The 23,037-nt window shown below is 63.0% G+C and carries 20 protein-coding genes; 6 read left to right on the top strand and 14 right to left on the bottom strand.

The genetic code is table 11. From position 1 onward, the window contains the following. Nucleotides 1-99 precede the first annotated feature (99 nt). Nucleotides 100-2,436 carry an arylsulfatase gene (locus tag ASU23_RS10525; protein ID WP_058037856.1) on the top strand — a complete coding sequence of 779 codons (2,337 nt, stop codon included), beginning with the start codon at nucleotides 100-102 and terminating at the stop codon, nucleotides 2,434-2,436. Between the two features lie 73 nt (nucleotides 2,437-2,509). Here the strand turns inward: ASU23_RS10525 and ASU23_RS10520 are convergent, their stop codons facing one another. The 4 genes from ASU23_RS10520 to ASU23_RS10505 all read right to left on the bottom strand — a co-directional run bounded on the left by ASU23_RS10520 (nucleotide 2,510) and on the right by ASU23_RS10505 (nucleotide 6,398). Beyond that, complete coding sequence (locus ASU23_RS10520) at nucleotides 2,510-4,012, bottom strand: DUF4153 domain-containing protein (RefSeq protein WP_367646118.1); 1,503 nt, start codon at nucleotides 4,010-4,012, stop codon at nucleotides 2,510-2,512. A 108-nt stretch (nucleotides 4,013-4,120) separates the two neighbouring features. After that, a complete protein-coding gene (locus tag ASU23_RS10515) occupies nucleotides 4,121-5,116 on the bottom strand; it encodes a HAMP domain-containing sensor histidine kinase (RefSeq protein WP_050654680.1) in 996 nt (331 codons plus the stop codon). Next, the gene (locus ASU23_RS10510; RefSeq protein ID WP_058037854.1) at nucleotides 5,113-5,799 is read right to left on the bottom strand and encodes a response regulator transcription factor; all 687 of its coding nucleotides are present in this window, start codon (nucleotides 5,797-5,799) and stop codon (nucleotides 5,113-5,115) included. Before ASU23_RS10510 ends, ASU23_RS10515 begins: the two co-directional genes overlap by 4 nt. Before the next feature lie 65 nt (nucleotides 5,800-5,864). Then, nucleotides 5,865-6,398, bottom strand: coding sequence for an NlpC/P60 family protein (locus tag ASU23_RS10505; RefSeq protein WP_020970417.1), 534 nt, complete (start codon nucleotides 6,396-6,398; stop codon nucleotides 5,865-5,867). A 250-nt stretch (nucleotides 6,399-6,648) separates the two neighbouring features. Here ASU23_RS10505 and ASU23_RS10500 point away from each other — a divergent pair, with 250 nt between their 5' ends. Continuing rightward, on the top strand, nucleotides 6,649-7,758 hold the full coding sequence (locus ASU23_RS10500; RefSeq protein WP_058037853.1) for a serine hydrolase: 1,110 nt from the start codon (nucleotides 6,649-6,651) through the stop codon (nucleotides 7,756-7,758). Nucleotides 7,759-7,763: 5 nt separating this feature from the next. Here ASU23_RS10500 and ASU23_RS10495 read toward each other — a convergent pair whose 3' ends face one another. After that, nucleotides 7,764-8,987, bottom strand: coding sequence for an erythromycin esterase family protein (locus tag ASU23_RS10495; protein ID WP_003940531.1), 1,224 nt, complete (start codon nucleotides 8,985-8,987; stop codon nucleotides 7,764-7,766). A 108-nt stretch (nucleotides 8,988-9,095) separates the two neighbouring features. On the opposite strand from ASU23_RS10495, the gene ASU23_RS10490 reads away from it, so the two are divergent. Further along, nucleotides 9,096-9,818, top strand: coding sequence for a TioE family transcriptional regulator (locus ASU23_RS10490; protein WP_042921385.1), 723 nt, complete (start codon nucleotides 9,096-9,098; stop codon nucleotides 9,816-9,818). Between the two features lie 4 nt (nucleotides 9,819-9,822). Here ASU23_RS10490 and ASU23_RS10485 read toward each other — a convergent pair whose 3' ends face one another. After that, nucleotides 9,823-10,470 (bottom strand): TetR/AcrR family transcriptional regulator, encoded by a 648-nt coding sequence (locus ASU23_RS10485; protein WP_003940096.1) that lies wholly within the window; start codon nucleotides 10,468-10,470, stop codon nucleotides 9,823-9,825. Nucleotides 10,471-10,547: 77 nt separating this feature from the next. Here ASU23_RS10485 and ASU23_RS10480 point away from each other — a divergent pair, with 77 nt between their 5' ends. Beyond that, on the top strand, nucleotides 10,548-12,089 hold the full coding sequence (locus ASU23_RS10480; RefSeq protein ID WP_058037852.1) for an MFS transporter: 1,542 nt from the start codon (nucleotides 10,548-10,550) through the stop codon (nucleotides 12,087-12,089). Here ASU23_RS10480 and ASU23_RS10475 read toward each other — a convergent pair. Next, nucleotides 11,989-14,271, bottom strand: coding sequence for an ATP-dependent DNA ligase (locus tag ASU23_RS10475; protein ID WP_003940540.1), 2,283 nt, complete (start codon nucleotides 14,269-14,271; stop codon nucleotides 11,989-11,991). The genes ASU23_RS10480 and ASU23_RS10475 overlap by 101 nt on opposite strands. Nucleotides 14,272-14,386: 115 nt before the next feature. Between ASU23_RS10475 and ASU23_RS10470 the strand changes: the two genes are divergently transcribed. Next, nucleotides 14,387-14,659 carry a WhiB family transcriptional regulator gene (locus tag ASU23_RS10470; RefSeq protein WP_037128762.1) on the top strand — a complete coding sequence of 91 codons (273 nt, stop codon included), beginning with the start codon at nucleotides 14,387-14,389 and terminating at the stop codon, nucleotides 14,657-14,659. A gap of 65 nt (nucleotides 14,660-14,724) precedes the next feature. Further along, the gene (locus ASU23_RS10465; protein WP_003940429.1) at nucleotides 14,725-15,630 is read left to right on the top strand and encodes a transporter substrate-binding domain-containing protein; all 906 of its coding nucleotides are present in this window, start codon (nucleotides 14,725-14,727) and stop codon (nucleotides 15,628-15,630) included. Between the two features lies 1 nt (nucleotide 15,631). Here the strand turns inward: ASU23_RS10465 and ASU23_RS10460 are convergent, their stop codons facing one another. The 7 genes from ASU23_RS10460 to ASU23_RS10430 all read right to left on the bottom strand — a co-directional run bounded on the left by ASU23_RS10460 (nucleotide 15,632) and on the right by ASU23_RS10430 (nucleotide 23,032). Beyond that, nucleotides 15,632-17,287, bottom strand: a complete 1,656-nt coding sequence (locus tag ASU23_RS10460) for a substrate-binding domain-containing protein (protein WP_058037851.1) — start codon at nucleotides 17,285-17,287, stop codon at nucleotides 15,632-15,634. Between the two features lie 120 nt (nucleotides 17,288-17,407). Continuing rightward, a complete protein-coding gene (locus ASU23_RS10455; RefSeq protein ID WP_003939735.1) occupies nucleotides 17,408-17,839 on the bottom strand; it encodes an SRPBCC family protein in 432 nt (143 codons plus the stop codon). Nucleotides 17,840-17,912: 73 nt separating this feature from the next. Then, nucleotides 17,913-19,550 (bottom strand): cation acetate symporter, encoded by a 1,638-nt coding sequence (locus ASU23_RS10450; protein WP_007727752.1) that lies wholly within the window; start codon nucleotides 19,548-19,550, stop codon nucleotides 17,913-17,915. Next, nucleotides 19,550-19,909, bottom strand: a complete 360-nt coding sequence (locus ASU23_RS10445; RefSeq protein ID WP_007727754.1) for a DUF485 domain-containing protein — start codon at nucleotides 19,907-19,909, stop codon at nucleotides 19,550-19,552. Before ASU23_RS10445 ends, ASU23_RS10450 begins: the two co-directional genes overlap by 1 nt. Nucleotides 19,910-20,071: 162 nt before the next feature. After that, the gene (locus ASU23_RS10440) at nucleotides 20,072-21,823 is read right to left on the bottom strand and encodes a cation acetate symporter (protein WP_037128497.1); all 1,752 of its coding nucleotides are present in this window, start codon (nucleotides 21,821-21,823) and stop codon (nucleotides 20,072-20,074) included. Nucleotides 21,824-21,833: 10 nt separating this feature from the next. Then, nucleotides 21,834-22,205, bottom strand: coding sequence for a hypothetical protein (locus ASU23_RS10435; RefSeq protein ID WP_082661374.1), 372 nt, complete (start codon nucleotides 22,203-22,205; stop codon nucleotides 21,834-21,836). Beyond that, on the bottom strand, nucleotides 22,202-23,032 hold the full coding sequence (locus ASU23_RS10430) for a LytTR family DNA-binding domain-containing protein (RefSeq protein WP_202425847.1): 831 nt from the start codon (nucleotides 23,030-23,032) through the stop codon (nucleotides 22,202-22,204). Before ASU23_RS10430 ends, ASU23_RS10435 begins: the two co-directional genes overlap by 4 nt. Nucleotides 23,033-23,037: the final 5 nt, after the last annotated feature.

The raw sequence follows: 23,037 nt of genomic DNA, 5'->3' as shown, positions 1-23,037 counted from the left end.
CAACGAGACATACGCCGCCAACGGAACCCCAATCGATACGCTCCCGATTAAGACAACTGCTTAACCGACCCGGTTTTGCACACGCCAAGGAGCCTGCTGGTGAATCGCCATTCCATTCCGATCATTCCCGAGACGCCGAACGTCGCGGCCGCCGTGTACTACCCCGATCAGAATCCCCCGTACACCCGCCCGGAACCGCTTCGCCCGCCGGCCGGGGCCCCGAACGTGCTGCTGATCATGATCGACGACGTCGGATTCGGCGCACCCTCCGCGTTCGGTGGCCCGTGCCGCACCCCCACCGCCGAGCGTTTGGCCGAAACCGGCGTGAAATACAGCCGATTCCACACCACGGCTCTGTGCTCGCCGACGCGTGCAGCCACACTGACCGGGCGCAACCACCACAGTGTCGGTATGGGTGTCATCTCCGAAATGGCCAACGCGGCACCGGGATACAACGGGACCCGCCCCGCCTCTGCCGCCACGGTCGCACGCGTCCTGCAGGGAAACGGCTATGCGACAGGTGCTTTCGGCAAGATGCACCAGACCCCGACGTGGGAGACCACCGCTGCCGGGCCGTTCGATCGGTGGCCGGTCCGTGAGGGTTTCGACAAGTTCTACGGTTTCCTCGGTGCCGAGTCCGACCAGTTCACCCCGGTTCTCTACGAGGACTTCACGATGGTCGACTTACCCAAGACGCCGCAGGAGGGTTACCACCTGTCAGAGGATCTGGTCGACCATGCGATCGAATGGGTCGAGGGTGTCAACACGATGGACCCCGACAAGCCGTGGTTCTGCTATCTCCCCTTCGGCGCGTGCCACGCTCCACTGCAGGTTCCGGACCGATACCTGAACAAGTACGTCGGCGAATTCGATCACGGGTGGGATCGCCAACGCGAGATCACCCTCCAAAAGCAGAAGGAACTGGGCGTCGTCGCTCCTGACACCGAATTGGCCCCCTGGGCTCCAGGGCTCCCACACTGGGACGAACTCGACGACGACCAGAAGAAGGTCTCGGCCCGTTTGATGGAGTTGTACGCGGCGTTTCTCGAGCACACCGACGACGAGGTAGGCAGGCTCGTCGACCGGTTGCAGGACATGGGTGTACTCGACAACACTCTGGTGCTCTACATGATGGGTGACAACGGCGCTTCCGCGGAAGGCGGAATGGAGGGCTCGTTCAACTACCTCGCCGGCCTCAACGGTTACAAGAGTGCGACATCCGACGTACTGGCGCGCTACGACGAATTGGGGACCGAAACCAGCTACCCGCACTATCCGGCGTCGTGGGCTCTGGCTCTCGACACCCCTTACCAGTGGGCCAAGCAGGTTGCGTCCCATTACGGCGGTACCCGGAACGGTCTGATCACCCACTGGCCCAAGGGGATCGACAAGCCAGGAATCAGGGAGCAGTGGCATCACTGCGTCGACATCACGCCGACGATCCTGGAAGCTGCCGGTATTCCGGCACCGTCCAGCGTCGACGGGGTGACCCAGAAACCGATGGAAGGCGTGGCGATGAACTACACCTTCGCCGAGCCCGACGCCGAAGAGCGCCACACCACACAGTATTTCGAGATCTTCGGCAACCGCGGAATCTACGATTACGGTTGGACCGCAGTCACGGCCCACCGCGCACCCTGGCTGATGGCCACTCACGGCCTCGAGCTCACACCGATGAGCGAGGACCGTTGGGAGCTGTACGACACCTCGGTCGACTGGTCGCAGGCCCGCGATCTCGCAGACGAGCATCCCGAGATCCTGGCCCGGCTCAAGGAAAAGTTCCTCGTCGAGGCGGCCAAATATCAGGTGCTGCCGCTGGACGACAGAACGGTCGGTCGCCACGCCACCGCGGAATCACGACCCCCGCATCCGATGATGGGCCGCAAGACCCTCACTCTGTACCCACACATGAACGGTCTGGTCGAGAAAGCCGCGCCGACGTTCTTCAACCGCTCGTACACGCTGACCGCGAGTCTGGGTAGCGTCGCCGACGGCATGCTGGTCAGCCTCGGTGGCCGGTTCGGCGGATTCGCTTTGTACATACTCGATTCCGTCCCCGTCTACTGCTACAACTTCAGCGGCGGTGGTCGGACCTTCGTGCGTGGGCGCAACCCGCTGGCACCCGATACGCGCGAGGTGTCCGTCCACTTCGAGTACGACGGCGGCGGAATCGGCAAGGGTGGAACCGCAACCCTGAGCGTCGACGACGAGGTGGTCTCCGAAGGCCGGATCGAGAAGACCACTCGGGCGATCTTCAGCATGAACGAACAGCTCGACGTCGGCATCAACCGGGGAAGCCCGGTCGCGGAAGAGTTCGCGGACAAGGGCACGTTCCGCTACGGCGGCAAACTCCACAGCGTGACCGTCGACTTACGATCCACCCGAGAGGTGGTGTCCGCAGAGGAACGGGAGAAAATCTCACTCGCCGTGCACTGATCGACCAGGTGACGCTCGCCGATTGTGCAGCCGCGCGCGATATCTGCCGTGCGGCTGCACAATCGCCCTGCGTCTATCCGACCGTGTACATCTGCAGGCACGGCCCCACCGGGCGAGCTTCCAGGATGTCGCGGGCCTTCTCACGCGCTGCGTTGAACTCCCAGGGCGCAGTGGTGCCCGGCACTCCGAGTCGATATCTGCTCAAGGCACATGAACGCTGCGGTTCCGGTAGACGATCCAAGGCAGGTACCGCGTCCACGGAGAGCCCGCGTAAGTAGGAAACGTCGATGCTCTTGCCGCCCTCGAACCGTTCCATGTTCTTTTGCGCGATGTACGCGTCGGGGTTGAACACCGCGAAGGCCAGCAGTGCGACGGCCGAAGTGGCGAGAACAGCTGTGGGCAGCCACTTCCCGGACATCCGAATACCTGCGACGAGCAACAACACGAACACGAAGCCAAGAAGCAGCTCTGTCGCGAAGACGCTGACCCGGAGCACCGTGAAACCGTACTGATTCTCGTACAACCACATCCGGTGCACAGCGGACGCCACGATCACCAGGCTGAAAACACACAGGGCACCCAGCAGTCCGCGGGCAAGACGCCTCGATCCAGCGTCGCGGCGGTCGATGTACCGCACTGCGACGGCGATGACGAGCAGCGTCAGCACGGTAACCGCCATGAGCTGCCAGAAACCCTCACGCGCATAGTCCGCATAGGTCAGTCCATCGGTCACCTGTACGTGCTCGTCTCCCCCGAACAGCGTCTTCGTCTGTACTGCAACAAAACCGAGGAACAGCACGTTGAGTACTCCGAGCGGGACCGCCCACTCCCACATCGGCAACGGCGTCGCCTGCGCAGGTGCAAACGCGTCCACCGTCGGCGTTCTGCGGCGCAGATACACCGCAACCAGCGTGCCGAACGCCATCACGACGCCGGCAAAGATCCGTGCTCCCGAGTTCGACACCGAGATGGCAGGAGCGAAGCCGCCGAAGATCTTCGCGAACTCCGGATCCGCACTCACGAACAAAGATCCGAAAATCAGCAGGAGAAGAATCGATACTGCGCTTACGACGACAACTCGCGCCGCCGGCACCCGCGGAGCAGAGCGGGTAGCAAGTTTTCGACGACGAACGAAGTTGACCGTCCGGTGGGGTGCCCGCCAGGGAGCGACCGTTCCCAGAAGTATTCCGGTCCACGTCCGCCCGCCGATCAGAGTCCACGTGAACAGAACCCACGCAGCTACGACGCAGAGGAACACCAACCACTCCGCACCGCGAACGGCGGCAACACCCAGCAGTGCGAGCATCCCGATGGCGGCGACCCACTGCGTCACGGTCATCCGCGGCGGCGTCAGAATCCCGAAGACGATCACCACACTGGCACCCACGATCACGTACGCGATACTCGCGAACCCTGGGTCGAGGATCAGGGCCGCAAGCACCCCTACTGCGGCCGCGCCGAGGAGCATCGAGCGGGTGGCCATCGAAGTGCGATCGGGACGCCAGAACCGGCTGGAACGCTTGGGTTTTACGGCCGGCATCGGCGGTTTCGGTGGAATTACTATCGGAGCGCTCATGTGATCTCCTATGTGTCTGGTTCAATTTTTCAGGGTCGGAAGTACAGACGAATGCCGATGAAGACATGCGCCATCGCGAGATCTCTCGATCTCGTCAGGGACTTTGATTCAGTTCTGCGGCAGCACTACTCGAATGCAACAACCCGACGGGGCATCGACGACGGCAATCCTGCCGTCATGTAATTCGACCGCCCACTTCGCGATCGCGAGGCCGAGTCCGGTGCCTCCGTCGGTCGAGCCGCCGCGGATGAAGCGGTCGAACACTCGCTCACGGGCCTGTGGTTCGATGCCGGGGCCGTCGTCGTGGACGTCGAGCACCAACTCCCCCGCGCTGCCGGTACGTACTCGGATGACAACTTTGGTGTCGACGTTCCCGTGCTGAACCGCATTGTCCACCAGGTTGGTCACCACCTGGTGGAGGCGATCCGGATCGGCGACCACGGACAATTGTGGAGGCTTGACGTCTATCTCGATGTCGCCCGCACTCACACTCGACAGCTCGCGTAAGAACGGCTCGACCTCGAAACGGCGGCGTTTCAACGGCATTGCGCCACCCTCGAGTTTCGAGAGATCGAGAAGGTCGGCTACCAGCGCGCCCAGTCGTTCCGTTTGCCGCAGCGCCGATTTCATCATCGCCGGATCCGGTTCTTCGACACCGTCGACGACGTTCTCGAGCATGGCTTGCAAAGCGGTGATGGGCGTGCGCAGTTCATGGGAGACGTTGCCGATCAACTCGCGGCGGTACCGGTCGTCGGCCCCGAGGTCCTCGGCCATCCGATTGAACGCATGGGCGAGTTCGCCTACTTCGTCTCTGGAAGTCGCTCGTACTCGCCGCGAATAGTCGCCGCGCGCCATCGCCTTCGCCGCGGCCGTCATCTCGCGAAGCGGTGACGTCATCCCGTGTGCGAGCACCTGCGTAACGCCGAGAGCGACAACCAACGCCGTCAGTAGAGCAAAACGAAACGGTTGTTGCGACGTCAGCCAGAAACCACCCGCGGCGAACACCAGTGCTGCGACAACCAGGAGGCCGACCTTCACCTTGAAGGACCGCATCGGGTCCAGCGGCCGCGGCCACCGTGCAAAGAGTCGGTCGACGCCGCTCATCGCGGCACGTCCCAGGCGTACCCGACGCCGTGAACGGTCCGGATCACGGAAGGTCCGAGCTTGCGTCGCAGTGCCTTGACGTGGCTGTCGACGGTCCGACTGCCCGCTCCCTCACCCCAGCCCCAGATCTCCTCGAGCAGCGACTCCCGCGGGATCGCGGCTCGCGGCCGCTCCGCCAGATAGGCGATGAGATCGAATTCGGTGCGAGTCAGGTGAACTTCTTGCGCATCACGGCGCACTCGACGTTCGGTCAGGTCGATCACGACGTCACCGAACTCGAGGAGGTCGGCCACCGGGCGAGCAGCGTGCTCCGCGCGATCCGCACGCCGAAGCAGAGCCTGCACCCGGGCGACGAGCACACGCATGCTGAACGGCTTGCTCAGATAGTCGTCGGCCCCGACGCCGAGACCGATCAGCATGTCCGTTTCATCGGCGCGAGCGGTCAGCATCAGCACGGGCACCGGGCGCACGGCCTGGATGCGGCGGCAAACTTCGAGGCCGTCGAATCCCGGCATCATCACGTCGAGCACCACTAGGTCGGCATCCATCTGCTCGCAGCGGGTCACAGCGCTGGGGCCGTCGAATGCCAACTCGACGTCGTAGCCCTCGGCACGCAGCCTCGCTGCGATGGACTCGCAGATACTGACCTCGTCGTCGACCACGAGCACTCTTCGCTGACTCATGGAACTGACTGTATTCGGCCCTCGTGGATGAACCTGGGAGGACTTGTGAAGGTTCTGTGCAGGTTCTAGAACCTGCGGATGTTGTTGATCGGCAGATCCGCCAGCGGCGTCAGTCCGGTCGGAACACCAACTCCGTAGGCGTTGAACACCATTCCGAATCCGGCGTAGATGCCGACGTGCGTCGCACCGGGGTAGAAGGTGATGACGTCGCCGGGCGCGAGGGCCCACCGAGGAACCGGCTGTCCGACGTTGGCCTGCTGTTGGCTGGTCCGTGGCAGATTCACGCCGGCCTGCCGAAACGCCCATTGCACCAGCCCGGAGCAGTCCCACGAGTTCGGCCCGACGCCGCCCCACTGGTAGGGCTTTCCGGTCTGAGTGCTCGCCGCTGCCAGCGCGATCAGCCCTGCCGGGCTCGGAATCGGAAGGGCGGCTGATCCGCTGCTGATACTGCCCGTGCTTCCCAAGCTTCCGGAACTCCCGCTACTGCCACCGCTACCGAGGCTTCCCGGGTCGGCTGAGGCAGGGGCAGCGGAAAGCAACAGGACACTTCCGGTCAGCAAAGCCGCGACCGTTCCCGTGCGGAGTGTCGACTTCTTCATGCATCCGTCCTTCGTGGGAGTCGTTTCGGCGCGCGGCAGCGCACCTCGATAGCCGTGAACTGGTAAGACACGTGAAAACAAACACTTCGTTCGGATGTTAACGGCGTGGACGTGGTGTTCGGACAGGAATGATTGATCCGATTTGTCGGTTTTGAACAAACGGGCCTTACGTCCCGGGCTGGCAGAAGATCAGGGAATGATGGGGGATTTCCTGGATCCCGCGGCACGACAAGGTCCATAGATTCGACTCATGCGCCCATACCTGCTCGTCGCCGCGGTCATCATCGGAGCCACCACGGCACTCGTCGGTTGCTCGACGCTCCAGCGCGCAGTGGAGATTCAATCGGATCTCGACGGACTCACCAGGTCGGGTGTCGTCGGGTCGATCGCAACACTCGACGACGGCACCACGACGGCTGTCATGACCAGCGGCGTGCCCAACCGGACCAACGGCGATTCGATCGGCAAGAATGATCGCGTCCGGATCGGAAGTGTGACAAAGACATTCACAGCTTCACTCGTTCTGCAGTTGGTCGCCGAGGGCAAGGTCGACCTCGACGCACCGATCGAGCGGTATCTCCCGGGCCTACTGCACAGCAGTGACATGGACGGCAGTGGCATCGACGGTAGCGCGATCACCGTGCGGCAACTGCTGCAACATCGCAGCGGCCTTCCCGAGTTCGCCGGAGAACCCGGCGCCGACGAATGGATTGCAGCTAACGAGAACCGAACGCTGACGCCGTCCGCCGCGGTCGCCATCGCCCTCGGCAAACCGGCGCAATTCGTCCCCGGAACGTCGTTCGTCTACACCAACACCAACTACATCGTTCTCGGAATGCTCGTCGAATCCGTGAGCGGCCGCAGCTACGCCGATGAACTCCGGTCTCGGATACTCGATCCGCTGGACTTGGAAGACACGTACCTCCCGCCGGCCGGTGAGCTCGACATCAGGGGCGATCACCTGACGGGCTATCAGGATCTCGACGGTGGCCTGACCGACGTTTCCCGCACGGAACCGTCGATCCCCTGGGCTGCCGGAGCGATGGTCTCGACGGGCACAGACCTGAACACCTTCTGGCGTGCACTACTCGACGGGCAGGTGGTGCCGGCCGAGCAGCTTGCCGAGATGACCACCCCTCAGGTCGCCGCCACCGAAGCCGAGGGACTCGGGTACGGGATGGGCGTCGGCGCCACCGAACTTCCCTGCGGCGTCACCTATACCGGCCACAGTGGCGGGATCTACGGGTACTACACACTGTCCGGCGCGACGCCGGACCGCGCGTTCACTGTGACGCTGACGTCGACGCCGAAGGACCAGCCGGACACCGTCGCGATACTCTCGCACGCACTCTGCCCCTGACGCTGTTACCAGTATTGATAACGTTTTCCATCAGTGTCCGCGACGAAAATGACCGCGTCGGCGCCGTCCAACTCCGAAGGTTTCAGCGGCAGGTGGCCGGGCAGGATCGCCTCTCCCGCGGTGACGGACGGGTCAAGTGCTGCGCGAAGTGCGGGCGCCAGAAACAGGGCACGCCGACTGGTCGCATCGGCCAACGCTCCCTGCAGAGTGCCCGGATCACTGTCGGGGTTGGCGTCGGTTGCCACGAATACGTAGCGCTCCCCGAGGACAAGTCCGACAAGTGAGCCGGCGCTCCCCCAGCTGACCACGTCGCCGTTGACGGGCATGTCGGACGGCACTCGCAGGAGATGGGCATTGTGTGCGAAGAGCAGGATCGGCCCGCGTCGCTGCTCCTGGACGACGACCGCCAACAGGTTCTCGGCCATCATCTCGGCACGCAGACTGAGCAGAGTGCCGATGCGATCAGGAGCGGAACTCGCCATCGCGGAGTGATAGCGCAAGAGCCCCAGAGCGGTGCGTGAATGTGCAAGGGCCAGGTCGTACCCGGCCGGGTCGGCGGGCCGCAGCACAGGTGCGGCGCGCCGCAGGACGCTGGCGAGGTCGTCCGCAATGATGCGCAGGGCACGAGCCTGATCGGAGTTGCCGACGGACGCAGCCGGTTCGAACATCGCCGCCGGGTTGGTCCAGTCGGTGTCCTGCCCGAGCAGAAGGTCGATGTCGTCGAACGAGTGCGGCCGCATCGCAGCGGGCAGGAAGTCACCTGCTGCAGACAGCGCGCCACGTGGGCTCGGTGCGCCGGAATACTCCACCGGAGCGTCGAAGCCGTAGAAGCGAACTCGGTCGGCCGGAGCGCGGCCGTGGTTGTACTCGCGTAGCCATTCGACGAGTTCGCGGTTACCCGGTACCGCACCGAATCCGTGGCTGAAGCCTGTGGCGAGCACCTTCTCGATGTCCGCCTCTCCCCCGTTTCCGTAGTCGTCGACAAGCAAAGCCGCAAAGACATCTGTTTCGAGCACGATCGACCGATATCCTCGTTCGACCAGTTGGCCGAGAAGTTCGTTGCGCAGCAACGGAAAAGCCTTGATCCCATGAGTCGGCTCGCCGAGAGCGAGCAGAGCCGGCACCTCGGTTCGCGCTGCGAGCAGTTCGTCGACGGCACGACCAAGACTTGCCGCGTCTTCGAGTTGGCGGCCGAACTCACTCAGCGCTGGGGCAGTGGACATGATCATCCCTTTCGAAGGTGGACTGCCTTCGACAGTATCGTTGAAGATTCGGGTGAAACTTTCACCGGCAATTACCTGGGGTATACCGTGAAAAGCCTCAATCGGAGGTGATCAGTGCGGCCCATAGACCTTGCCCGTGAACACGGGTTGTCCGCACAGGCGATCCGCAACTACGACGATGCCGGCATCCTCCCTCCGACCGAGCGCAGCACTTACGGCTACCGGCGATACACCCCAGTGCACGCGCAAGCCCTGCGCACTTTCCTCGCATTGCGCGGCGGTCACGGGCACCAGCGGGCCACGGAAATCATGCGGGCGACCAACCAGGGCGACACCGAGTCCGCCTATCGCCTGATCGACAGTGCGCACATGACGCTGCTCGCCGAGCGAGGAACTCGCACCGAGGTAGCCACAGCGCTGGGGACTCTGTCCACCATGGCACCGGCACTGGTGCACGGTCCAGCGCTGACGGTGGGTGAGCTGGCGCGCCGTCTCGGCGTTCACCCGGCGACACTGCGCACATGGGAAGAGCACGGCATCCTGCGCCCCGAGCGCGAACGAGCAACGGGTTATCGCGAATACGGTCCGGAGTGTGTGCGCGACGCCGAGATCGCACGGCAGCTGCGGCGCGGTGGCTATCGGCTGTCGCAAGTCGCTCAGTTTCTCGATTCGCTGCGCGAGGCCGGCGGAGCAGACGCATTGTCAGCGTTCCTCGAATCCTGGCAAGACCGGCTGACCACACGCAGTCGCAACCTTCTCGCCGGCGCAGCTCAGCTCGATGCCTATCTCACGATGCTGGATCAGACCTCGCCTGGTTGCCGATCAGCAAACGGTTGAGGCGTCAGTTCACAAGCCGTGCAAGGCTCCTCACCATCTCACCGACGGTGTCGGTCGACGGCCACGGGAATTCCGGGAGATCGGCCCGCAACATCACCTGTCCGTGCAGCGAAGTCCAGATCGATACCGCATCGACAAAAGTGTCTGTGCTGGCCGACCTCCCAGCGGCGACGCACGCGTCGAGGTTGGTCACCAGTGTGTTGAAGGCGGCCAGTCCTCGCGTATCCGATTGTGGTGACTGACCTTTCGGCCTGGACCACCCGAACAAGACCCGATACCGAGCGGGCTCGGAAATGCCGAACTCGACGTATGCCGAGCACCCGGCATACAGACCCTCGACCGGGTCGGGGTGTGCGGAAACGGCGTCGGCCACGGCGAGATGCAACTGCTCCAGCGATTCGGAGACCACCGCTTCGACAATGGCATCGCGATCGGAAAAGTGTCCGTAGATAGATGGTGCGGATATCCCGACTTCGCGAGCGACTGATCGGAGCGTCACCGCCTGATCCGATCCGGTGCGGGCGATGAGCGTCGCCGCTGCGGCGACGATCTCTCCGCGGAGCCGTGCGCCGCTTCCTCTCGGATTTCGGGCGCGAGTACTCCGAGAACCACTCGTCCCAGTTTCATCGGCATCTTCGGAAACATCACTCACCCGACAAACTTTACACATGTAAGGCGAGGGGGTACGTTCTCATCACTAAACATTCGTAAGGTTACATTCGTAAGGACATGATGAATTCCCTCGAACCCACTGACCGGCGACGATGGGCAGCACTGGGCGCCCTCTGCACATCCCTCGTCGTAGTCACGATCGACAACACCATCCTCAACACCGCTATCCCGACCCTTGCCCGCGAACTGCGGGCGACCACCGTCGACCTGCAATGGATCACCAACGCATACACATTGGCGTTCGCCGCCTTGCTCATCACGGCAGGTGGACTCGGCGCGAGATTCGGTCACCGTCGGATACTTCTGACCGGCCTCACCTTGTTCGCCCTCGGGTCAGCCTTCGCTGCCCTCTCTCACACGTCAATGCAGCTGATCGGATGGAGAACAGTGATGGGGGCAGCCGCCGCACTGGTCATGCCGGCGACGCTGTCACTTGTCGTCTCGATGTTCGCCCCGCACGAGAGAGGCCGGGCGATAGGAATCTGGTCTGCAACCGCCGGACTGGGAATCGCGATCGGCCCCGTGGCCGGTGGCGTACTTCTCGAACATTTCAGTTGGGGAAGCGTCTTCTGGATAAACGTCCCACTGGTCGCCGGTGTGATCGCCGCGACGGTTTTTCTTGTGCCCCCGGCAAGAGGGATCACGAAGGGTTCGTTCGACATCCCCGGACTCCTGCTGTCCGCCGGCGGACTGGCTTTGATCGTGGATGCCCTCACCCAGGCAAGCCTTCGCGGATGGTCGTCGCCCGTCACGGTGCTGGAGATCGTCAGCGCAACAGCACTTCTCGCCGGATTCGTCTGGTGGGAGCTGCGGGCCTCGGCGCCGATGACCGACGTGCGCATCTTCACCAGTCGAGTGTTCAGCACCTCCAATGCCATCTTGGCCGTAACATTCTTCGCCCTTTTCGGAGTTCTCTTCACGTACACGCAATACCTCCAATTAGTTCGTGGTTACGGTCCATTGGTCGCCGGCGTCGGTGCAGTTCCGTTTGCGATAGTGATGGCGACTGTCGCCTCCAGCAGCGATCGTATGGTCGGCCGATTCGGCGTGCGCAGTTCGATCGCGACCGGTCTCGCAGTCATGTCCGCGGGACTGTTGGTCCTGTCGATCGCAGCAGATAGGTACGCACCGTTCGGAATCCTGGCTGCGATCATGGCACTGGTCGGCGCGGGGATGGGGTTGGTCATGGCTCCGGCCACAACCACGTCGATGTCTTCGGTTGCGCCCCAGCAGGCTTCGATGGCCAGTTCGATCAACAGCGTCGTGCGAGAGTTGGGTGGAGTTCTGGGCGTCGCCGTCATCGGGACGGTCGTAGCCACCGTTTTCCGGTCCCGCTTCGAACCCGGAGTCGGCACTTCCACAGCCGATCCGGCGCAGATCCATGCCGGCGCTCCCCCCGCGAGTGCCTTGACCGACGCAGCGAACCAGGCTTACACCTCGGCGATGAGTACCGGAATCCAAATCTGTGCCGCAGTCGCGTTCGTCGGTGCGTTGGCCGTCATTGCACTGTTTCCCGCACCACGTCGCCCGGTTTCTTGTCCTCCCGCAGACCTCGCCAACTCGGATGACGCAGACGCTCGGTCTTCGTCCAATCCATGAACCGCACCTCACCGACGAGTTCCGGCCTCACCCACACCGCACCCTTGCGGTCATCTGCTGGAAGTTCCTCCCCGAACGGACTTTCCTTCTGACGCAGCGGTTCCAGTGTCGCAAGTAAAGACTCCAAGTCGCGATCACTGAAGCCGGTACCGACGCGCCCAACGTAGGTCAATCCATCCTCACCCGGAATTCCCATGAGCAGCGCCCCGATCCCCTGTGCTCGATTGCCCTGCCCGGTGCGCCACCCTCCGATCACCACCTCTTGAGTGCGCCAGTTCTTCACCTTGATCCAACTCGACCCACGCCGCCCCGGAAGGTAGACCGATGCACGACGTTTGGCGACAATCCCTTCCCATCCGGCATCGGTACTCACCTCCAACGCGTTCTCCGCCGTGCCCTCGATCTGTGGAGGTACCTCGAGCTCACCGACCTTGCCCGCCAACGCATTCAACACGGTGCGCCGGTCCGAGTAGGATTTCCGCAGCAAAGACACTCCGTCGAGGTACAGAAGATCGAAGGCCAGGAACACCGGCTCCCCACCTCGCTGGAGAAGACCGAAATCGGTGACCCCCGCGTCGTTGTACGCCACCACTTCACCGTCGAGAACCACGTCATGACCGTCCAGCACCTCGGCCAACCCGGCAAGGGAGGGATAGTCCCCGGTCTTGTCGTTACCCGCGCGACTGCGAAGTGACATTGTGCCCGAATGATATTCGAGAATCACTCGGATCCCGTCCCACTTTCCTTCGAAAGCCCACTCCTGCGAGTCGAGACCTTCGAGCGTTCCAGCGGTGGCAAGCATCGGCTCGAGATTCTTGGGAAACTCCGTTCCGAAACTCGCGTTCTGATCCTTCATCAGATGCATCAACCACTGGTCACCCTTCGTCCGGATCAGCGCGAAGCGTCCCTGCACCCGTTTCCCACTGAGGCGCACGATCACCTCGTCTTCACGCCACTTCTCGGTCTCGTACGTCCCGGAATCCCAGATCGTCATCGAACCGCCGCCGTACTCCCCCTTCGGGATCGTGCCCGAGAACGTGGCGTACTCGAGCGGGTGATCCTCGGTGTGCACGGCCAACCGATTCTCTCCGGCACTGGTCGGCACGCCCTTCGGAACAGCCCAGGACACGAGCACACCATCCCGCTCCAGGCGAACGTCGTAATGCAATCGTCTGGCGTGATGTTCCTGAATCACAAAGGTATTGCCCGCTGTCTCCTTGGTCACCGCAGCAGGGATCGGCTCCGGCGTCCGGTCGGCCGACCGCTTGTTGCGATAGTGCGTCAACGTGTCGGCTACAGCCGCCGAGACCGGCGGATCCAGATCGCCCAGCAGATCACCATCGGATTCGACGCGCTCCAGAACCTCGTCGAACAACAGATGTCGTAGTTTCGGATCGTCGAGTTCGTCCCAACTGCGCGGCGCGGCAACATAGGGTTGATCGCGACCGCGCATCGAGTACGGCGCAATGGTTGTCTTGGCTGCGTTGTTCTGACTCCAGTCCACGAAAATCTTGCCTGCCCGCACATTTCGAGCCATCGTCGCGGTGACGAGATCCGGGTGAAGCTTCTCGAGTCCGGTGGCGATCTGCTTGGCGACAGTCGACGCACCGCTGCCGTCCAAGGCTCGATCCAGTGGAACGTAGAGGTGAATTCCCTTGCTACCACTGGTTACCGGATAGGCAGTCCACCCCAGAGTTGCGACCAGATCTCGAATCGACCTCGCCACCTCGGCGCACTCGGTCAATCCGACGCCTTCGCCCGGGTCGAGATCGAATACCAGTCGTGTCGCCGGACCACGCTCGGAACCGTCGAATCGCCATTGGGGAACGTGCAATTCGAGTGCGGCCTGCTGCCCCAGCCACGCCAGGGATGCAACGGAATCGAAGACCGGGTAAGTGACGACACGATCAGAATGTTGCAGCGACGCACGCGTGAGCCACTGCGGGGCAGACGACGCAAGGTTCTTCTCGAAGAAGGACTGACCGTCCACGCCATTGGGCCAACGCTTACGAGTGCCCGGTCTACCGACGACATGCGGAAGCATGACTGCGGCGATACGGGTGTAGTAGTCGATGACTTCGGCCTTCGTGGTGCCGCTCTCGGGGTAGAGGATCTTGCCCAGATTGGTCACGGACACCGTTGTGCCGTCGAGCGTGATCTGACCCCGATCCGTCGTTGCCATTTCCTCATTGTGCTGGATAGTGCTGCATCTGGCAGTAGAAATCTGGTGGATCGGAAACCTGCCGCTGCGCCAGGCCACGGGCAAGACTGGATTCTCGATGGGAGAGGAGACCACGATGACAGTTCGCAGTTCCGTGGAGCCGTTGGTCGACAACAACTGGCGGATGTTCGCCACCTGTAAGACGGTGGACCCCGCCGTGTTCTATTCGCCGGGTGAAGAACGCGGACGCAATCGGGCTGCACGGGAAAATTCCGCGAAGCAGGTGTGCTTCCGCTGCCCGGTCATTCGGGACTGCCTGACCTTTGCACTCGACACCGCTGAACCACACGGAGTATGGGGTGGGACGACACCGTCGGAGCGCCTTGCACTACGACGCTCAGCTGCGTGAACTCCGCTCACACGAGACCCCCGTCACGTTCGTACCGGACAAACAGGCAAGATGGCCTTGTGCCTATGACACGACGCGCTGTTGCCGTGACCGCGATCTTCGCTTCCTCGATCTTGTTGGGCTCGTGTTCGTCGCAGCCGGAGGCACCTGCGGCAGCGGACACCACGACCACGGTTCCCGAGGCATTCACCAAACTGCCCTCGACCACCGCCGTGGACAAGTGCGGACCACAGAGCGGGACCACCCTCGAAGACGGTGTCTTGACCATCGCCACCGATTCGCCGGCGTACGCGCCGTGGTTCGTCGACAACACTCCGTCCAACGGCAAGGGCTTCGAGGGGGCGGTGGCCCGGGCCGTCGTCGGCAAACTCGGGTACAACGCCGATCAGGTTCGCTTCACCACGGCCGCCTTCAACGACGCACTGAAACCAGGCCCCAAGGATTTCGACTTCGACGTCAATCAGTTCACGGTTTCCGGGGATCGCCGCGAGAACGTCGACTTCAGCTCGCCGTATTACGCAGTGGCGCAGTCGGTGATCGCCTCGCGCGGGAGCAAAGCCGCTGAGGCAAAGAATCTTGCGGATCTTGCCGGCTACCGACTGGGCGCTCAGACCGGTTCCACCAGCCTCGCGGCGATCACGGACACGATTGTTCCGACCACTGCGCCACGCGAGTTCGCGACCACGGACGATGCGAAAGCTGCGCTGGCCGCAGGCGAGATCGACGCACTGGTCGTCGACATCCCGACCGGATTTCACATCACCGAGAACGAACTGCCCGGGTCGGTCATCGTGGGTCAGTTTCCGCGGCCCAACGCGGTCACCGAATTCTTCGGGTTCGTGCTCGAGAAGAACAGTCCTCTGACGGCGTGCGTCTCTGCCGCCGTGGATGCGCTCTACGCCGACGGCACCCTCGAGAGACTCGCAACCGAATGGATCACGGACAGCGCCGACGCGCCAGTCCTCGAGTAGTTCAGCCGGCGCGCCCACTGATCGCGCCGACGAAGACCTTCGGGATGTCTGCCGGTGTCGGAGCGAAGTGGCTGTTGCCGCCGGTGAGAGCCGAAATCTGCTCGAGCACATCGGTATCGGCGTCATCGGTGACACCGATGGTGATGATCGGTACCGGCCGCGTCGGGTCCTGCTCGCGAGTCAGGGTGTCGAGAAGTTCCTGCAGCGAGATACTCGATGGATCATCGTTCGCACCGTCGGTCAGTAGAATCACCGAATTGATCGAGGCCGGATCGTAGGTCTGTTGCATGGACCGATACGCGGCGAGAACGCTGTCGTACAAACCTGTTCCGCCGCCGACGATCGAAGAGAGGCTGTCGATCCGAGACAGCAGTTTGCTCCGATGATCCGTGTCGCCTTCAGTTGCATCCATACGGGCGACAGGTTCGAGTTCGCGGTAGTCCGTGCCCTCGCCGAGGTCTATGGAGAATGCCCAGAGACCCAATTGTGCGTTGGCGGGAAACATTCGGATCGCAATGTCACCGGCCTGTGCAGTCGCGGCCATTCGAGTGACCCCGTCCTGCATGTAGTCCATGGACCCCGAGACGTCGACAACTGCCAGTGCACGGGAAGGCCTGGACAGAATCTCGTACCGCGCAAGCGCTTTGGTGACCACAGTCGGATCGGACGGCACCAGCGAGCCAACCTTTCCCACTCCACCGGCTACCGGTGGGGCCTGATCCGCGCCGCGGAACCCGAGGCCGGCAAGTACGGAGCGCCCGGTGTCCGATGTCAGCGCTGCCGCCAGCAGTTTGCCGGCGTCGACCGCCGCCGCCGAGTCTGCACCCACACCTGCCATCGGGTAGTCCATGAAGACCGAACCGGAAGACGGTACCGACGCGGTGAGTCGACTGTCCGCATGTGCGGCGAGATAAGCCTCGAAGGTCTGCTCGGTCGTCACCGCGGTCCCGCCGTCCGCGTCCACGGTTTGGATGCGTCCGGTCGAACCGGTTTCCTTCAGATTTCCGTACTGCGCTTGCGCCACCGGGACCAGGGCTGCCGAAATGGACGTGAGGTCCCCGCCCCGCGACTGGGCCTCGGCAAAGGCTGCCACGATCGGTGCGCTGGAGACGGCACTGGTGAGGGGATCGCCGATGTGCAGTGCTGGAGCGCCGAGGACATCCGTCCAAACGGCGGGTGCCTCGCTACCCGGCGCCGAGACAGTGACAACAGGGGTGGACGCGACCGAGTTGCTGATCCGGCGAATCTCCTGCCCGCTAGCCGAAACCTTGTCCAACCATTCGCTCGAATCAGGGATCCACAGTGCGGGTGCCGAACCGTCGGCGATCGCCGCGACGGTGAGCACGGGATCTTGCGGCGTCACGCTGAGCGAGCTGCACCCGAGTTCCGTAGCGGGGATGGCAGCGGCGACAGCTTCGAGTCCCGAGGCGATCGACGGATCGGCGGCCACGGTCACGGTTTCCGGGTTCTCACAGCTGGTTGCCGTCGCAGCTGTGACAGCACTCGCACCGAGTTCTCCCTTGTCGCGGACGCTTTTGAACGTCACGGCGAATGCTGCGGTTCCACCGACTGCGACTACTGCCAAGAGTCCGATCAGAACCTGCACGGATCGAGGCATGGACGCAGGTGGTGCGCCGTACCCATGACGAGACGACATTGATCGAATCCTTTCCGGCGGGACCCGCATCAATAACCAACCGATGCCCGGTTTATCCCGCCGAAAAGAATCCTAACTCATGTTAGCGGTGAAGTAGCTCGATGTGGAAATCTCCACAACTTAGGTGTAGATCTGGACAAACTGGGCCAGCGACTTCTCCACATCGCCTTTGAGCGCCCGCGCCACACTCGAACCGATCGGGCCGAACAACGGCGCGCCGCCCAACTCGACTGTCAGCGCGAGTTCCGACCCGTCGCCCTTTGCCTTGACGTCGAGTTCGAGACCGAGCTTGACCCCGCCCTTGCCGTCTCCCTTGAGCGAGATCGCCTTCGGGACGTCGTACTTCTTGATGGTCCACCGAACGCGGTTGCGCAGGCCCTTCACAGTCACGACCGAGCTGATCTCGGTGCCGACACCCAGTTGTTCGGGAAGTTCACTGCGCCATCCGTCGTGAACCACGAGCCAGTTTTCGTATCCACTGAGATCGGACGCCTTGTCCCACACTTCCTGAGGAGGAAGCGGAACGTCGATTTTCACTGTGAGCTTTGCCATGGCAGAACAATAAGCCCCGTGCGCCTTTTCCGTAACCAGAGGTACCAGAAAGACGCACGGGGCTTTGCCCCTCTTAGTGGCTGACAGCCTTTTCGACGCCGACGCCGGTGAGGGAGCGAACTTCCATCTCCGCCTGCTTTGCCGGATCTTCGATCTTGTTACGTCCGATGTACGTACCGACGATGCCGAGGACGAATGCCAGCGGAATCGAGACGATGCCGGGGTTCGAGAGCGGGAACCAGGCGAAGTCGGAGTTCGGGAACATCGACGACGGCTTACCCGACACCGCCGGGGAGAACACGATCAGCGTCAAGCAGCTGATCAAACCGCCGTAGATGCTGAAGAGCGCACCGGTGGTGTTGAACTTCTTCCAGAACAGCGAGTACAGCAGTGTGGGCAGGTTCGCCGAGGCCGCCACTGCGAAGGCGAGGGCCACCAGGAAGGCGATGTTCTGCCCCATCGCCATGATGCCGAGAACGATGGAGACGAGTCCGATGACCACGACGGTGATTCGAGAAACTCGAACCTGCTGCTCCTCGGTTGCGTTGCCGCGCTTGATGACACTGGCGTAGATGTCGTGAGCGAACGACGCAGAAGCAGTGATCGCGAGACCGGCAACGACGGCGAGGATGGTCGCGAACGCCACCGCGGAGATGATGCCGAGGAAGATGGTGCCACCGAGCTCGAAGGCGAGAAGCGGAGCGGCCGCGTTCTCCTTACCAGGCGCTGCCAAGATCTTGTCCGGTCCGACCATGCTGGCCGCGCCGTAGCCGAGAACCAGTGTGAACAGGTAGAAGGCACCGATCAGCGCGATCGCCCAGGTCACCGAGCGGCGAGCTTCCTTGGCAGTGGGCACCGTGTAGAAGCGCATCAGCACGTGCGGCAGGCCCGCCGTGCCGAGCACCAAAGCGATTCCGAGAGAGATGAAGTCGAGCTTCGTCATTCCGGAAAGACCGTACTTGGCACCGGGCCCGAGGATGTCGCGTCCCTGCACACCCTTGGTGGTGGAACTGTTGACCATGTCCTGCGCATTGGCGAGCAACTGAGAGAAGTTGCCGCGCACTGCCCACAGAACGAGTACGAACATGATTCCGGCTCCGGCAACCAGCAGAACTGCCTTGACCATCTGTACGTAGGTGGTGCCCTTCATGCCGCCGACCAAGACGTACACGATCATCAGCACACCCACGATCGCGACGACGATCGACTGTCCCACCTTGCCGTCGATGTTGAGCAGCAGCGCGACAAGTCCACCGGCGCCGGCCATCTGGGCAAGAAGATAGAAGAGGGAAACGGCCAGAGTGGACAGGGCCGCCGCCATGCGCACCGGACGCTGCTTGAGTCGGAAGCTCAGCACGTCGGCCATCGTGAATCTGCCCGTGTTCCTGAGCAATTCGGCGACCAGGAGCAGTGCAACCAACCAGGCGACAAGGAAGCCGATGGAGTACAGGAAGCCGTCGTAGCCGTACACGGCGATCGCACCTGCGATACCGAGGAACGATGCCGCCGAGAGGTAGTCACCGGCGATGGCGAACCCGTTCTGCGGGCCGGTGAACTGCCCACCACCGGTGTAGAAGTCGGACGCCTTCTTGGTGGTCCGGCTGGCGCGGATCACCAGCGTCATGGTCACGACGACGAAAGCGAGGAAGATCGCGATGTTGAAGGCTGGGTTTCCTACGTCCGTTCCGGACGCGGCGAGTGTGGTGATCACTATGCGGGACCTTCCAGTTCTTCACGGATGGCGGCGGAGCGGGGATCGAGCTCACGACCGGCGAACTTCACGTACCACGCGGTGATGGCGAAGGTCGTGACGAATTGCCCGAGGCCGAGGATGATGCCGAGATTGATGTTGCCGAGGACCTTGGTGGCCATGAAGTCGTGGGCATAGGTAGCCAGGACGACGTACACCGCATACCAGAGCAGGAAGAATGCAGTGATGGGGAAAACGAACTTGCGCAGACGCGTTCGGAGTTCCTGGAATTCGGGACTCGCTTGCATGTCTATGAATGCCTGGGCATCCGGGGTGCGTCGCTCTTGCGGCGACCCCTCACTGATTTCTGCTGTGGACACTGCCGGCTCCTCGCCTCGCGTGTGAAGTGAACTACGCACAGACGTTAGTGAGATCGGAGTCACATGAAGACGCTGTGGCGCCAGTCACACGGTGAGCAGTCGCGCGCTGCGCCGAACGGTCAGGCAGGCGCGACCAACGGCAGAGGGTTCGGGCGGTGAAAGTCAGGGTCGGCGGAGATCGTCTTCGCGATCGGAGCCCATTCCGAGACGTTCCGGGGCGTGCATCCGCGTGAAGATTCGCGCAATATCTGCCGGTATCTGCTTCGACGACACCTTGCTCACGACGATCATCGTGAGGAACGCCAGCGGCACGCTCACCGCGGCCGGGAACGCGAAAATGGCTGCCGGCCAGCCACCGAGGACGTCCTCCGACAAACCACCCAGGACGGCGACAGTAGCGGCAGTGCCCGCAACACATCCACCGACAACCATCCCCGCCCCCGCGCCGACGGCAGTCAGACCGCGCCACCAGATACCCAATACGAGCAGTGGGCAGAGCGTCGACGCAGCGACTGCGAACACCAAACCGACGGTTCTCGAGAGGTCGACCGACACCACCGCCAGCGACAGCACGAGAGGAACGACCCCGGCCAGTAGCGCTGCAATTCGGAAGTCTCGAACTCGCCCACGGAGAACGTCGGTACTGACGACGCCCGCGATGCTGACGAGCAATCCGGATGACGTCGACAAGAAGGCGGCAATGGCACCGGACGCGACGAGGGCTGCCAGCAGTTGTCCGCCCCACCCCGAGAACACCGAGCCCGGCAGCAGCAGCACCGCCGCGTCGGAGGTGCCGGTGATCAGAAGTTGCGGAACGTACAGGCGAGCGAAGACGCCGAGGAGTGTCGGAAACAGGTAGAAAACGCTGACCAGACCGACAACGGCGAGCGACGTCAGACGGGCTGCCCGGCCGTCGGGGTTGGTGTAGAACCGGACGAGAACATGAGGAAGGCCGAGCGTTCCGAGGAAGGTCGCGAGCATCAGCGAGTACACCTGGTACATCGGGTGCGGCCCACCGAAACCCCAACCCGGGGTGATCCAGTCAGAGTTCTGCGCGGGCGCTCCGGCGACGACAGGGACGGCGGCTCCCGCGTCGAGGACCATGGACATGCCTTCACCGAGAGTGTGCTCCCCCGGCCCCAGGGTCATCGTGCCTTCGACCGCTCGCCCGTCGACTGTGCCGCCGCTGACCGTCACCGGCTCGGACACCTGGACGACGACGTCGGTGGTGATGTCGACGGTCGTCGCAGTGGTGACCGTCGGCGGCATCGACGCGCCGACGTCGTGGTGATCGCCGAAGAAGTAGAAGGTCAGTGCCACAGCGGGAATCGCGACGGCAGTCAGTTTCAGCCAGTACTGGAAGGCCTGAACGAAGGTGATCGAGCGCATCCCGCCGCCGACGACGTTGGCGATGACGATGACCCCGACCGCTACGCCGCCGATCCAACTGGGAACCCCGAGCAAGATATTGAGCGTCAGTCCCGCGCCTTGGAACTGTGGAATCAAATACAGGATGCACACCATCGCGACCACGAGCATCGCGAGCTTGCGCAATCGCGGTGAGCCGAGACGGAACTCGGCGAAATCGGGGACGGTATACGCACCGGAACGCCGAAGCGGCGCTGCGACGAACAGCAGCAGGGCGAGGTATCCGGCGGTGAAGCCGATGGGATACCAGAGTGCGTCGGCGCCGTACTTGGCGACCAGCCCCGCAACACCGAGAAACGAAGCAGCAGAGAGGTACTCGCCGGAGATGGCCGTCGCATTCCACCGCGCGCTGACGGTTCTGGACGCGACGAGAAAGTCCGAGGTGGTACGAGCGAGCCGAACGCCGTAGATTCCGATAGCCACCGTCGCGACAGCTGCTGCCACGATGCCGAGCACCGTCAACACCGGGATAGGTTGTCCTCCCACAGTGCCGCGCTCAGTCGTCCACGATGTCGTTGAAGTCCTGCTCGTTTCGCTCCGCACGACGCACGAACACCCAACCGGTCGTCAACAGCAAGGGATACACGGCGCCGCCCATCACGAGCCAGGGCAACCGGATGCCAAGGATCGCGACCTCCGACAGCGTCGGGAAGAGGTGCGTCAGCAGCGGCACCGCACACAGGAGCCCGGCCGCGACGACGGCAAGGCGAATTGCCAGTCCCAACTGCGCGCGAACGAGACCGCGGATCATGGCGTCACCGACTTCGGTCTGTTCCTGCACCTCCACCCGTGTTCGCACGATCCGTGCGCCACTACGTTGCGCCAACACAACGCGCTCACGCTGCGGAGGATCGGACTGCGACGTCACCGCGACAACCAACTCTGCTTGGGCGCACGAACCAGTCGATCCTTGAGTTCACGGGTGTGTCTGCGGCTGACCGGAAGCTCGACGGGAGGCTTGTCACCGTGCGGGCGCAGACAGACCACCAATCCACTGCCTACTGTGCGGATGCCGGTGACCAGCGCCAGAGACACCAGGTAGGAGCGGTGCACACGCAAGAAGCCCGCGTCGGCCCAGCGTGATTCGAGCGTCGAGATCGGGATGCGCACCAGGTGCGACTTTCCAGCGGTGTGCAAACGCGCGTAGTCCCCGTCGGCTTCCACCCACTCCACCGAGGAACGCTGAACGAGCGTCGTGACACCGCCCAGTTCCACCGGGATCACCTCGTCCGTGGGCGCAGCTTCGGGTTTGCTCTCACTCTTGGTGCGCCCGGCGAGCCCCACGATCCGCTGAACGGCCTGAGCGAGACGCTCCTCCCGGAGCGGTTTGAGTAGGTAGTCGACGGCGCCGAGATCGAATGCGTCAACCGCTCGATCGTCGTGCGCTGTCACGAACACCACGGGCGGTGGCGTCGCGAAATTGGAGAGGATGCCGGCCAGTTCGAGACCGTCGAGTCCGGGCATGTTGATGTCGAGAAACACCGCGTCGATGCTTCCACCGCGCAGTATCCGCAACGCTGTCGTCGCATCCGATGCCGTGTGAACGTGCGCCACCGAGTCCTCGGCGCGCAGCAAGAAGGCCAGCTCGTCGAGGGCTGGTTTCTCGTCGTCGACGGCAAGGACGGTCAGCTGGGCATCAGTGTCAGTCTCGTTCACAACAGGTCCATGTTCCCACGACGGTTTCAGCCTGATCATCGAAG

Origin of the sequence: Rhodococcus sp. KB6 (assembly GCF_001445685.1) — a bacterium.
Classification (GTDB): Bacteria; Actinomycetota; Actinomycetes; order Mycobacteriales; family Mycobacteriaceae; genus Rhodococcus_F; species Rhodococcus_F qingshengii.
This window is presented reverse-complemented; position numbering and strand designations above follow the sequence as displayed.

What these genes read in the sequence shown, in the direction of transcription:
- ASU23_RS10500 (WP_058037853.1), top strand. Translation starts at nt 6,649, where the DNA reads ATGCGCCCATACCTGCTCGTCGCCGCGGTCATCATCGGAGCCACCACG.
- ASU23_RS10460 (WP_058037851.1), bottom strand. Translation starts at nt 17,287, where the DNA reads ATGTCGTCTCGTCATGGGTACGGCGCACCACCTGCGTCCATGCCTCGA.
- ASU23_RS10470 (WP_037128762.1), top strand. Translation starts at nt 14,387, where the DNA reads ATGACAGTTCGCAGTTCCGTGGAGCCGTTGGTCGACAACAACTGGCGG.
- ASU23_RS10455 (WP_003939735.1), bottom strand. Translation starts at nt 17,839, where the DNA reads ATGGCAAAGCTCACAGTGAAAATCGACGTTCCGCTTCCTCCTCAGGAA.
- ASU23_RS10475 (WP_003940540.1), bottom strand. Translation starts at nt 14,271, where the DNA reads ATGGCAACGACGGATCGGGGTCAGATCACGCTCGACGGCACAACGGTG.
- ASU23_RS10515 (WP_050654680.1), bottom strand. Translation starts at nt 5,116, where the DNA reads ATGAGCGGCGTCGACCGACTCTTTGCACGGTGGCCGCGGCCGCTGGAC.
- ASU23_RS10520 (WP_367646118.1), bottom strand. Translation starts at nt 4,012, where the DNA reads ATGAGCGCTCCGATAGTAATTCCACCGAAACCGCCGATGCCGGCCGTA.
- ASU23_RS10495 (WP_003940531.1), bottom strand. Translation starts at nt 8,987, where the DNA reads ATGATCATGTCCACTGCCCCAGCGCTGAGTGAGTTCGGCCGCCAACTC.
- ASU23_RS10505 (WP_020970417.1), bottom strand. Translation starts at nt 6,398, where the DNA reads ATGAAGAAGTCGACACTCCGCACGGGAACGGTCGCGGCTTTGCTGACC.
- ASU23_RS10465 (WP_003940429.1), top strand. Translation starts at nt 14,725, where the DNA reads ATGACACGACGCGCTGTTGCCGTGACCGCGATCTTCGCTTCCTCGATC.
- ASU23_RS10430 (WP_202425847.1), bottom strand. Translation starts at nt 23,032, where the DNA reads ATGATCAGGCTGAAACCGTCGTGGGAACATGGACCTGTTGTGAACGAG.
- ASU23_RS10510 (WP_058037854.1), bottom strand. Translation starts at nt 5,799, where the DNA reads ATGAGTCAGCGAAGAGTGCTCGTGGTCGACGACGAGGTCAGTATCTGC.
- ASU23_RS10480 (WP_058037852.1), top strand. Translation starts at nt 10,548, where the DNA reads ATGATGAATTCCCTCGAACCCACTGACCGGCGACGATGGGCAGCACTG.